Source organism: Oscillospiraceae bacterium NTUH-002-81 (assembly GCA_032620915.1).
Taxonomy (GTDB): Bacteria; Bacillota; Clostridia; order Lachnospirales; family Lachnospiraceae; genus JAGTTR01.
In genome coordinates this window covers 1,598,845-1,611,240 of sequence record CP136052.1, presented here as the reverse complement: position 1 = coordinate 1,611,240, position 12,396 = coordinate 1,598,845, and the positions used below count along the sequence as shown (strand labels likewise).

7 protein-coding genes and 1 pseudogene are annotated in these 12,396 nt (G+C 53.1%); all 8 read right to left on the bottom strand.

Annotation, left to right across the window (positions count from 1 at the left end; all coding sequences use genetic code 11):
- Positions 1-74 precede the first annotated feature (74 nt).
- On the bottom strand, positions 75-1,442 hold the full coding sequence (locus RJD28_07620) for a sodium-dependent transporter (GenBank protein ID WNV59331.1): 1,368 nt from the start codon (positions 1,440-1,442) through the stop codon (positions 75-77).
- A gap of 27 nt (positions 1,443-1,469) precedes the next feature.
- Positions 1,470-2,822 (bottom strand): magnesium transporter, encoded by a 1,353-nt coding sequence (mgtE, locus tag RJD28_07615; GenBank protein WNV59577.1) that lies wholly within the window; start codon positions 2,820-2,822, stop codon positions 1,470-1,472.
- A 549-nt stretch (positions 2,823-3,371) separates the two neighbouring features.
- Positions 3,372-4,856, bottom strand: coding sequence for a glutamate synthase subunit beta (locus tag RJD28_07610; protein ID WNV59330.1), 1,485 nt, complete (start codon positions 4,854-4,856; stop codon positions 3,372-3,374).
- A gap of 12 nt (positions 4,857-4,868) precedes the next feature.
- Positions 4,869-9,422, bottom strand: coding sequence for a glutamate synthase large subunit (gene gltB / locus RJD28_07605; GenBank protein WNV59329.1), 4,554 nt, complete (start codon positions 9,420-9,422; stop codon positions 4,869-4,871).
- Positions 9,423-9,687: 265 nt separating this feature from the next.
- The gene (locus RJD28_07600; GenBank protein WNV59328.1) at positions 9,688-10,575 is read right to left on the bottom strand and encodes a type II CAAX endopeptidase family protein; all 888 of its coding nucleotides are present in this window, start codon (positions 10,573-10,575) and stop codon (positions 9,688-9,690) included.
- Position 10,576: 1 nt separating this feature from the next.
- A complete protein-coding gene (locus RJD28_07595) occupies positions 10,577-11,236 on the bottom strand; it encodes an HAD hydrolase-like protein (GenBank protein ID WNV59327.1) in 660 nt (219 codons plus the stop codon).
- Positions 11,226-11,537 (bottom strand): DHHA1 domain-containing protein, encoded by a 312-nt coding sequence (locus RJD28_07590; protein WNV59326.1) that lies wholly within the window; start codon positions 11,535-11,537, stop codon positions 11,226-11,228. The genes RJD28_07595 and RJD28_07590 overlap by 11 nt, the downstream gene beginning before the upstream one ends.
- Before the next feature lie 247 nt (positions 11,538-11,784).
- A pseudogene (locus RJD28_07585) lies at positions 11,785-12,324 on the bottom strand (alanyl-tRNA editing protein).
- Between the last annotated feature and the right edge of the window lie 72 nt (positions 12,325-12,396).

Below are 12,396 nucleotides of genomic sequence, written 5' to 3'. Positions count from 1 at the left end.
CTTCTTATGCCTTTCCTCGCTCAGCTATTCGTGCAAGCACGATCGCTGTTCTCGTTCGGCATAATCTGAACTGTTTACGAAAACTTTGCGATCAGGCCCTGTAAAAATACGATGATGACGAAGATCGGCAGGATCCAGGTCACATAGAACCGGATGCCTTTGGGAATCTTCACACCCTCGCCCGCATTGGCCTCTGCCCGGTAGTTTTCAAAGCCCCAGCCCACGCGGCTGACACAGAAGAGCAGATATACGAGGGAGCCCAGCGGCAGCAGGAAGTTGCTGACGATGAAGTCCTCCAGATCCAGAACGGTGGAGCCTGCGCCCAAGGGCTGGAAGGCCGACCATACATTGTAGCCCAGCACGCACGGCATGGACAGGATCACCATGAGGATGCCGTTGATCACGGCCGCTTTTCCTCTTCCAATATGGAACAGATCTCTTGTACACGCCATAATGTTCTCAAACACGGCGATGATCGTGGAGAAGGATGCAAAAAACATAAACAAGAAGAACAGGCTGCCCCAGATCCTGCCGCCCGCCATGGAATTGAAAATGTTGGGCAGGGTGATAAAGATCAGGGACGGGCCGCTGTCCGGGCTGACGTTGTAGGCAAAGCAGGCCGGGAAAATGATGAGGCCGGATACGAATGCCACAAAGGTGTCCAGGCAGGCAATGCTGATGGACTCACCCAGCAGGGTTTTGTCTTTTTTCAGGTAGCTGCCGAAGATCAGCATGGCGCCGATGCCAAGGCTCAGGGTGAAAAATGCCTGGTTCATGGCTGCGGTGACGGTTTCAAACAGGCCGCTGTCCAGCGTTCTCTGGAAATCGGGCATCAGATAGAACTTCAGGCCCTCTCCGCCGCCCTCCAGGGTAAAGCTGTGCACCGCCAGCACAAGCATGAGGATGAGCAGAGATACCATCATCCATTTGGAAACGTTTTCCACCCCCTTCTGCAGGCCTCTGGAGCAGATAAAAAATCCTGCCGCAACGATGAGCACCATCCAGATGGTGACCGTTCCCGGGGAAGCCAGCATCTCACCGAAAGCCGCTGCTGTGGCATCGCCGTGGATGCCCTCCATGGAACCGGTGACATACCGGTAAAAATAGTGGATCATCCATCCGGCTACGGAGGTGTAGAACATCATCAGAACAAAGTTGCCGGCAAGGGCGATATAGCCGTGTACATGCCATTTCTGTCCCGGTTTTTCCAGTACATGATAGGCACGCACCGTGCTCTTCTGACTGGCTCTGCCGATGGCAAACTCCATGGTCATCACAGGCACGCCCACCAGCACCAGGAAAAATATGTACAGCAGCACAAATACGCCGCCGCCGTATTTTCCCGTGATATAGGGAAATCTCCATACGTTTCCGATGCCGATGGCGCAGCCTGCAGACAACAGCAGGAAACCAAGTCTTGATTGAAATGTTTCTCTTTCCATTTTCTCTTTCTCTCTCTTTTTATTTTTTTATCCGATGTGAAGGATCAACGTCGCAAACCGGAAATATACCAGCAGAGACAATGCATCCACTATCGTTGTAATAAAAGGGCTGGCCATGACGGCAGGGTCAAAACCGATCCTGCGGGCGATCATCGGCAGGGAGCAGCCGATCAGCTTGGCCACAGTAACTGCCACGATCAGGGTCAGGCAGACGACACAGGCCACCGGAACTCCTGTCCGGTCGAATACCAGCATTTTTATAAAATTGGCGCCCGCCAGCGTCACGCCGCAGAACACGCCGACCCGCATTTCCTTCCACATGACGCGCAGAATATCCCCGAACTCGATCTCTTCCAAGGACAGTCCACGGATGATCGTCGCCGAAGCCTGACCACCGGCATTTCCGCCGGTATCCATGAGCATGGGAATGAAGGCTGTCAGCACCACATAGCTGCTCAGGGCATCCTCAAAGGAAGAAATGATGGCGCCGGTAAAGGTGGCCGACACCATGAGGAACAACAGCCAGGGGATACGTTTTTTCCACGTATCGATGATGCCGGTTCGCATGTACGGCTTGTCGTTCGGCACGATAGCAGCCATCTTCTCGATATCCTCCGTGGTCTCTTCCTGCAGGATATCCACGATATCATCGACGGTGATAATGCCCACCAGCCGGTTCTCGTTGTCCACAACCGGCATGGAAGTAAAGTCGTATTTCTGGAACTGCCGGGATACTTCCTCCTGGTCCATGAGCGTGTGAACGGAGATCACATGCTCGTTCATGATATTTTCAATGAGTTCGTCAGAGGAACTCAGCAACAGACGCCGCAGCGTCACGGAGCCAATGAGCTTTCTCCGGTTATCCAACACATAACAAACATCAATGGTTTCTTTGTCCACACCGGTTCGGCGGATACGCAGGATCGCCTGCTCCACCGTCAGCGTCTCCTTCAGATCCACAAACTCCACCGTCATGATGCTTCCGGCGGAATCCTCCGGGTAGCGCAGCAGCAGGTTGATATCCCGCCGTGTCTCCGGGCTTGCGTTGGCCAGCAGCTTCTTCACCACGTTGGCCGGCATTTCCTCCATCAGGTCCGCCGCATCATCCGCCATCAGGCTGTCGATGACATTGGCCGCCTCTTTATCTGACAGATCGGTGATGATATCCTGCTGATACTCGATGGGCAGATAGGAAAATACATCCGCCGCCATATCCTTCGGCAGAAAACGGAATACCGTCAGCATGTCGTCGCCGGTCAGCTCCTCCATCATTGCCGCAATATCCGCCTCGTTCATCTCCGACAGCATTTCCCGCAGAAGGGAATATTGCTTGGTCTCGATCAGTTCCTTGATTTTGTCTAAATCCATGACAATGTCCATATCCATGATAAGCTTCCTCCAGATGAAATTTTTATGATATTTTTCATACACATTCGACCTGGAACATCAGAAGCCTGTCCCTCTGTATTTTTTACCATAAAAACCACCACCTTTCAGGGCTTATCTTTGCGCCTATTCTTTAACTATACTAAAAGTAGCAAGAATTGTCCAGTATGGAAAACAAAGACCTTCTGAATTAAGACATTACAGATACAGTTCTCGTGACACGCTTCGTTTTCTACTCCTCGTACGCACTTTTTCGCTCCAGCTGCTGCGCAAACTCACCTCTTCGAGGTTCAAACATGCGCTCACTGTCGCTGTTCGCGTACTCGTCATTTCGAAAGCCTCGCTATCGTCACTTCGAACTTGTATCTCTCCTGTATTTGTATCTGCTAAAATTCGAATAAGAAAAGACCTGCCTTTTCTACACATTTGTATGTGTAAATAAAGCAAGCCTTTCCTATTATATATGTTTTGTAATACTATCGTTAAGTCATTCAACCACTCATACGCAAGCGTATCGTGGTTTTCTGACTTACTACCTTGGTATTACAAGTTCGTGTATCCCATGAGGCTCTCGTCTACTGCCCGGGCTACATTTCTGCCCTCTGCAATGGCCCACACAACCAGGGACTGTCCTCTTCTCACATCTCCTGCCGCAAACACGGCGGGCTGACTGGTACGGTAGCTGTCACCCTCCGTGGCCACATTGGTTCTGGCATCGGTCTTGACACCGAAGGCCCTGGTCACATAGTCCTGGCTTCCCAGGAAGCCTGCGGCAATGAGCACCAGATCCACATCGATGATGTTCTCGCTGCCGGGCACTTCTTCCATGACGGTACGTCCGGTTTTCTCGTCTTTCTTCGGTTCCAGCTTCACCAGCTTGGCCCTGGTGACATTGCCGCCTTTATCCAGCAGGAATTCCTTTACCGTGGTCTGGTACACCCGCGGGTCTTTGCCGAACACCACAATGGCCTCTTCCTGTCCGTAATCGGTTTTCAGCACCCTGGGCCACTGGGGCCAGGGATTCTGCTCTGTCCGTTTGGAAGGAAGCTTTGGCATCATTTCCAGCTGGATGACAGAAGCCGCTCCCAGACGGATGGATGTGCCCACACAGTCATTACCGGTGTCACCGCCGCCGATGACCAGCACTTTCTTTCCTTTGGCCGGGATGAACTGTTTGTCTCGGAAAGAGGAATTGAGCAGGCTCTTTGTGGTAGCTGTGAGAAAATCCACCGCAAAGTAGATACCTTTTCCTTCTCTTCCCGGTACCTTGATGTCTCTCGGATTGGAAGCACCGCAGGCCAGAATCACCCGGTCGTACTCTTTCAAAAGCTCTGCGGCTTTTTTGTCCACACCCACGTTGACACCGGTGACAAATTCCACGCCTTCCGCTTTCATCACTTCCACTTTCCGTTCCACGATCCGCTTATCCAGCTTCATATTGGGAATGCCATACATGAGCAGTCCGCCGATCCGGTCATTTCGTTCGAAAACAGTGACGCTGTGGCCTCTGCGGTTCAGCTGATCTGCCGCCGCCAGCCCGGAAGGGCCGGAACCGATGACTGCAATCTTCTTACCGGTTCTCGCTTTGGGTGGCTTTGGTGCCGCATAACCTTTTTCGTAAGCATTCTCAATGATGGTATACTCGTTTTCCTTGGTGGACACCGGGTCTCCGTTAAGGCCGCAGGTGCAGGCTGCTTCGCACAGAGCCGGGCACACCCGGGAGGTAAACTCCGGGAAGTTGTTGGTCTTGTGCAGCCGCTCATAGGCCTCCTCCAGATTGCCGGTATACACACAGTCATTCCACTCGGGAACCAGGTTATGCAGCGGACATCCGCTGGTCATGCCAAACAGCATCATACCGGACTGACAGAAGGGAACGCCGCAGTCCATGCAGCGGCCGCCCTGCTGCCGTTGTTTTTCCAGCGGGAGCGGAATATGGAACTCGTCAAAATTTTTAATTCTGTCTTTGGGCGAAATCGCCGTACTTGTCTCTCTTGCAAACTCTAAAAATCCTGTTGGTTTTCCCATGATACTCCCCTCCTAACCTCTCGTATTTGCATAAAATGCTTCGATCTGTGCCTGCTCGCTGCTTAAACCTTTTTCCTCCATCTGGACGATGGCGTTGAGCATCCGCTCATAGTCGTGCGGAATGATCTTTTTGAATTTCGGCAGGTACTCTCCGAAGTTTTCCAGGATCATCTTGCCCTTCTCCGAATTGGTGTAGGCCACATGTTCCTTGATCATATCCTTCAGCTCCAGCACGTCGTATTTATTCGTCAGTTCCCGGATGGAAACCATTTCTTTATTGATTCTTGTATACAGATCGCTGTTTTCATCCAGCACATAAGCGATACCGCCGCTCATACCTGCGGCGAAGTTCTTGCCGGTGCTACCCAGCACGACCACGCGGCCGCCGGTCATGTACTCACAGCCGTGGTCACCCACACCTTCCACAACGGCGATGGCGCCGGAGTTGCGGACACAGAACCGCTCACCTGCCACACCACCGATATAGGCTTTGCCGCTGGTGGCGCCGTAGAGGGCCACGTTACCGATGATGATGTTCTCATCCTGCTTGAAGCGCACGCCCTTGGGCGGATAGACGATCAGCTTGCCGCCGGACAGGCCCTTGCCGAAGTAATCATTGGAATCACCGGTAAGCTCCAAGGTCAGGCCCCTGGGGATAAAGGCACCAAAGCTCTGTCCGCCTGCACCCTTACATTTGATCACATAGCTGTCTTCTTCCAGATCATCGCCGTAGCGTTTGGTGATCTCAGAACCGAAAATGGTTCCGAAGGCACGGTCGGTGTTGCTTACATCCACCTCGATGCTCTTCTTCTGACCGGATTCCAGGGCACTTTTCAGCTTTTTCATGAGGATCCGCTCATCTGCCGTCTTCTCCAGCTGGAAGTCATATATCTGCTTCGGATCAAAGGTCACCTTCTCCCCCTCTTTTGCAAAAGGATTATTCAGGATGGCACTCAAATCTACCCGTTTTGCCCGGGGTGCATCCGGATGCTCTTTCATCTTCAGAAGGTCGGTACGGCCCACCAGTTCATCCACGGTGCGCACACCCAGCCTGGCCATATATTCCCGCAGCTCCTGGGCAACAAATTTCATAAAGTTCATGACATATTCCGGCTTACCTGCAAACCGTTTGCGCAGCTCCGGATTCTGGGTTGCCACGCCTACCGGGCAGGTGTCCAGATTACATACGCGCATCATGACACAGCCCATGGTTACCAGCGGTGCGGTGGCGAAACCGAATTCCTCAGCACCGAGAAGAGCTGCGATGGCCACATCCCGGCCGCTCATGAGTTTTCCATCCGTTTCGATGCGAACCTTGTTCCGCAGGCCGTTCATGATCAGCGTCTGATGGGTCTCCGCCAGTCCCAGCTCCCAGGGCAGCCCTGCATTGTGGATGGAACTCTTGGGTGCCGCACCGGTACCGCCGTCATAACCGGATACCAGGATGACCTGAGCACCAGCCTTTGCCACACCGGCAGCTACTGTTCCCACACCGGCCTCAGATACCAGTTTGACAGAAATCCGCGCATCCTTGTTGGCATTTTTCAGGTCGTAGATCAGCTCGGCCAGATCCTCAATGGAATAAATATCGTGATGCGGCGGCGGGGAGATCAGGCCCACGCCAGGGGTGGAATGTCTCGTCTTTGCCACCCACGGATATACCTTGGCAGCAGGCAGATGGCCGCCCTCGCCGGGCTTTGCGCCCTGGGCCATCTTGATCTGGATCTCTTTGGCGCTGACCAGATACCGGCTGGTCACGCCGAACCGGCCCGATGCCACCTGCTTGATGGCAGAACACCGGTTCACGCCGTCCGGCCCGATGGTCAGACGCTCCAGGCTCTCACCGCCCTCACCGCTGTTGGACTTTCCTTTCAGCCGGTTCATGGCAATGGCCAGTGTCTCATGGGCCTCCTGGGAAATGGAGCCGTAAGACATGGCGCCGGTCTTAAACCGTTGCACAATGGAGTCCACGCTCTCCACCTCATCGATGGGCACGCCTTTTTCCGGGAATTTGAAATCCATCAGGCCGCGTAAGTTACCGGTATTGGTCTCGGAATTGATCAGGGCCGTGTACTGCTTGAACAGGCTGTAGTCGCCGGTTCTGGCTGCCATCTGCAGCAAATGGATGGTCTGGGGATTGTACAGATGCTCCTCCTGGCCGCTGCGCATTTTGTGGTTTCCAATGCTGTCCAGGGTGGAATCTGTCCCCAGTCCCAGCGGATCGAAAGCTCTGGAATGCAGGTAATCCACATCCTTTTGGATATCCTCCAGGGTAATGCCGCCGATCCGGCTGATGGTGTTCGTAAAGTATTTGTCAATGACGCTGCGGTCGATACCAATGGCCTCAAAAATCTTGGCACCCTGGTAGGACTGGATGGTAGAAATTCCCATCTTGGATGCAATCTTGACAATGCCGTGTAAAATAGCAGCGTTGTAATCATCCACAGCAGCATAGTAATCTTTGTCCAGCGTTCCATCCTCGATCATATGCCGGATGCTCTCCTGGGCCAGATACGGGTTGATGGCACAGGCGCCATAGCCCAGCAGTGTTGCAAAATGGTGCACATCTCTCGGTTCGCCGCTCTCCAGGATGATTGCCACGGAGGTACGCTTCTTCGTAATGACCAGATGCTGATGCACCGCAGCCACTGCCAGCAGGGACGGAATGGCTTCATGGTACTCATCCACCCCCCGGTCTGTCAGGATCAGGATGTTGGCCCCGTCTCTGTGGGCACGGTCGATCTCCACATACAAACGATCCAGTGCCCGTTCCAGGTTGGTGTTATTATAATAGGTAATGGGAATCTCAGCTACCTTAAAGCCCTCTACCTTCATATTTTTAATTTTCAGGATATCGGTATTGGTCAGGATCGGGTTATTCACCTTCAGCACCTGGCAGTTTTCCGCCCGCTCCTGCAACAGGTTGCCGTCCTCGCCGATGTAAACGGTGGTGGATGTGACGATTTCCTCTCGAATAGCGTCTATCGGCGGATTGGTTACCTGGGCAAACAGCTGCTTGAAATAATTGAACAGCGGCTGATGCTTCTTGGACAATACGGCCAGCGGCGTATCCACACCCATGGCGGCAATGCTCTCTGCCCCATTCTTTGCCATGGGAAGGATGGCGGTGGTCAGATCCTCGTAGGTGTAACCGAAGGCCTTCTGCATAAGTACGCATTCTTCCTTGCTGTAGGTGGGAATCTTCTGGTTTGGGATCTTCAGATCCTTCAGTTCTACCAGATAGTGATCCAGCCATTCACCGTAAGGCTGTCTTGCCGCATAGCCCTCTTTCAGTTCATCATCGTCAATAACCTTGCCTTTTACCGTATCCACCAGCAGCATTTTGCCCGGACGGAGGCGTTCTTTTGCCACGATCCGGCCCGGTGCCAGATCCATGACGCCTACCTCGGAGGAAAGGATCAGGTAATCATCGTCGGTGATATAATACCGGGAAGGACGCAGGCCGTTGCGGTCCAGCACAGCCCCCATCACATCGCCGTCAGAGAACACAATGGCTGCCGGGCCGTCCCAGGGCTCCATCATGGTTGCAAAATACTGATAGAAATCTTTCTTCTTCTGGGACATGATCCGATTGTTGGCCCAGGGCTCCGGGATGGTGATCATCACTGCCAGCGGCAGCTCCATACCGTTCATGTACAGGAACTCCAGCGTGTTATCCAGCATGGCGGAATCAGAACCTGCCACGTTGATGACCGGCAGTACCTTGTGCATCTCGCTCTTGAGACATCCGCATTCCATTGTCTCTTCTCTGGCCAGCATGTTGTCCGCATTTCCGCGAATGGTGTTGATCTCACCGTTATGAACAATGAGCCGATTGGGATGTGCCCGCTCCCAGCTGGGGTTCGTGTTGGTGCTGAACCGGGAATGCACGATGGCAATGGCCGATTCATAATCGGGATGCTGCAGATCACCGAAGAATTTCCGAAGCTGATGTACCAGGAACATACCCTTGTACACGATGGTTCTGCTGGAAAGAGATACCACATAGGTGTTATCGTTACTCTGTTCGAATACCCGGCGCACCACGTACAGGCGGCGGTCAAAATCCAGTCCCTGGGGAATGTCCGCAGGTCTGCGGATGAATGCCTGCATGATAAAAGGCATACATTCTCTGGCCTTGTGTCCCAGGATATCCTCATCAATGGGCACTTCTCTCCAGCCCAAGAACTCCAGCCCTTCCTTGGCAACGATGATCTCAAACATCTTCTTTGCCTGGTTGCGCTTCATTTCCTCCTGGGGGAAGAAGAACATACCCACGCCGTAATCCCGTTCTGAGCCCAAAAAAATGCCGAGTGGCTCACAGGCTTTGGAGAAAAATTTGTGGGAAATCTGTAAGAGAATTCCAACTCCGTCACCTGTTTTGCCCTCGGCGTCTTTGCCAGCTCTATGTTCTAAATGTTCTACAATCTTCAGTGCGTTCACGACTGTCTCGTGCGACTTGATACCCTTAATGTTGACGACCGCTCCGATTCCGCAGTTATCATGCTCAAAACTCGGATCGTACAGTCCAGTCAACCGGTTCGTGCGGTTTTCCTTGTTCACCATACTTTATCCTTTCTTTTTTAGTTACAGTTCACTCGTATGCTCTTGTAGACAGATTTCATGCTTGCATGAAAATCTGACTGCATGAACATACGAAGGGAGCGCCATGTAATGAGCAAAAATGAGCTGTGAAGCAGCGGAAAGCATCAAAGATGCGATTTTGCGAATGGCGCGTGTGAACTGCGGCATTTCGTATGGACACACTATACTACACATTAGCTGACTTGTAAATAGGAAATTTTTGTTAAATTATCAGATTATTTGTAAATTATAAGTTTGTATTATAATTTTCAGAATCATTATGCCATTCCCGGTTCTTTTTCACCCGTTCCGGTGCAACTTCCTCCTGTATCCGCCAGATTGCCAGCAAAGAAATTGCAAATGACAGCACCATTACCGCCAGATACAGCTCCAGAGACTCCGTCACCCAGTCCACCAAGGCGGTCTCCGTAGCCAGCACCGAATAGATATTGGCACTCATGTGAAATAAGATGGGTGCAGTCATGGTGTGGTACTTCTCTTTCACGTACACCATCAGAAGACTTAACAGAAAAGCATAAATGCCCTGGGACATATTGCCATGGTATACGCCGAAGAAAAAGCTGGTCCACAGCGCTGCCGCCGTCACCGAACAGTACCGGCGGATCCGCTCATATACCACCGCCCGGAAGATCAGCTCCTCCACGATGGGCACCAGGATTCCCAGCACTACCAGCTCCGCCCACACATTCATGGCGTACAAGGTCTGGGATGTTTCCTCATACCCCGGGAAAAAACGGTCAATGTTCAAAAGGCTGATGAGCTGGTTGGTGCCCACCGCCATGAGAAATCCCACCGCCGGCACATACACATACCGCCACCGGGCCACCGGCTCATAGCGATAATCCGACGGGTACTGCAGCTCATCCCGGTTTTTCATGGACAGGAAAAGCGGGATGCTCACCAGCGCTGCCAGCGCCATAGCCACAAAGCCCATCTCATTCCAGTCCAGATTGACAGAAAAGGAACGTCCCCGGAGAATACCTGTCATGGCTCCAAAACTCATCAGGGTCATGCCAAACACCACCACATACCCGGCGATCCGCTGAATGATCACATAAATAACGGGCGGAATGACAATCTGGAAAAATCCCCGGATATCCAAATGTTTTCTCATCCTACGCCTCCAGAAGAAGGGCCGTCAGCTCTTCCATTGTATGGGCAAGCTTCCAGGCGCCGACGGTAGTCAGCTCCTCCACACTGCCATATCCAAAAGTCACCGCAATGGTGCGGATGCCATGGGCTGCTGCCCCTTCCACATCATGCTTCCGGTCTCCCACCATGATAACAGAATCCTTCTCTTCCTCCGGGATGTGGAGACGGCGCAGCACATCTGCCACCACCTCTGCCTTTCCCGCATGCTTCTCATCCATGGTACTGCCGGCAATTTCGTCAAAGTAACGGTCGATGGAAAAATGCTCCAGGATCCGTTTTACAAAAGGCTCCGGTTTGGAAGAAGCAGTCGCCACCACTTTTCCTGCTGCTTTCAGCGCTTCCAGCATCTGCGGTACACCGGGCAGCAGCTCATTCTCATAAATGCCGATATCCGTAAAACGCTCCCGGTATTTTTCCAGCGCCATTCTGGCCTGATCTTCCGTGATGCCATATACCTCCTGAAAAGCAGGAATCAGCGGCGGGCCGATAAACTGCTCCAGTTCTTTTAAGTCCGGCACATCCACACCCACTGCCCGCAGGCCGTACTGACAGCAGGTGGTGATGCCTACCTTCGGATCTGTCAGCGTACCGTCCAAATCAAATAAAATCGTCTTAAATGCCATTGATATACTCCCTGATCGTTGTCTCGTCTGTCTGTGCGCTGCCCTGGATCATGGCAGCAGATCCGCCGCCCCGGCCGTTCAGCACCACATTCAGTTCTTTGGAAAGAGCCCGCAGATCTACTTGTTTGCTGCCAATGATATAGCGGTAACCGTCCCGGTCATTGCCTGCAAACACGGCGGCCACCCGGCCGGCCTTCTCCGTCAGCAGATTGACCAGGGTGCGCATGGCTTTGGCATCCATATCCGCCTCCACCAGACAGATGCTGCTCTCTGTAGCCGGGATTGTCTCTGCCCGCAGCATGGTCAGTTCTCCCTGAATGGCCGCACATTTTTCCTTCCATGGCTGCCAGCTCTGCCTTCTGCCGCTCCACCGCAGCCGCAGTTTCCTCCTGCCTGGCAGAAAGTGCCTTGGAAATCGCCGCAATATTGTCCTGTTTCGTCTGGTAATCTGCCAGTGCACGATTGCCGCACCGGATCGTCATGCGCACGCCGCCCTTATACTTCTGCAGATGCACGATCTTGATGAGGCCAATCTCTCCGGTGTACGACACATGGGGTGCGCAGCAGGCACACACATCTACACCGGGAATGGTCACAATGCGCACATTGTCTTTCAGTTCCAGCTTGCTCCGGTATTCCAGTGTTTTCAACTCCTCCGGAGAAGGATATGTCACCTGCACCGGCAGGTTGGCAAACACCACTGCATTGGCCCGGCGTTCCAGCTCCGGCACATCCTCTGCCGGGATCGCGCCGTTAAAATCCATGGTAACGATCTCTCTTCCCAGATGAAAGCCCACATTGTCATAGCCGTAGGCGGCATGCACCAGACCGGAGACGATATGCTCTCCTGTGTGCTGCTGCATATTGGAAAACCGCTGTGCCCAGTCCGGCTGTCCTTCCACAGCCGTACCGGACTCCACGGCCTGATCGGTCACATGAACAATGCGGCCGTCTTTTTCCTGCACGTCCAGCACCTGTACCTGGGCGCCGTCCGGACAGATGAGCACACCCGTGTCCGCGCACTGGCCGCCACCCTCCGGGAAGAAGGCGGTACGATCCAGTACCAGGCCAAAGTGCTCCCCTTCCATGCCGCAGGAAAGCACCTGAGCCGTGAAGGTGTGCATATGGCTGTCCGTGTTATATAATTTTTCCGTCAATGT

Excerpts from the sequence above, each read along its gene's own strand:
- gltB (WNV59329.1), bottom strand. The coding sequence starts at position 9,422 with ATGGTGAACAAGGAAAACCGCACGAACCGGTTGACTGGACTGTACGAT.
- RJD28_07610 (WNV59330.1), bottom strand. The coding sequence starts at position 4,856 with ATGGGAAAACCAACAGGATTTTTAGAGTTTGCAAGAGAGACAAGTACG.
- RJD28_07600 (WNV59328.1), bottom strand. The coding sequence starts at position 10,575 with ATGAGAAAACATTTGGATATCCGGGGATTTTTCCAGATTGTCATTCCG.
- RJD28_07595 (WNV59327.1), bottom strand. The coding sequence starts at position 11,236 with ATGGCATTTAAGACGATTTTATTTGATTTGGACGGTACGCTGACAGAT.
- RJD28_07590 (WNV59326.1), bottom strand. The coding sequence starts at position 11,537 with ATGCTGCGGGCAGAGACAATCCCGGCTACAGAGAGCAGCATCTGTCTG.
- mgtE (WNV59577.1), bottom strand. The coding sequence starts at position 2,822 with ATGGACATTGTCATGGATTTAGACAAAATCAAGGAACTGATCGAGACC.
- RJD28_07620 (WNV59331.1), bottom strand. The coding sequence starts at position 1,442 with ATGGAAAGAGAAACATTTCAATCAAGACTTGGTTTCCTGCTGTTGTCT.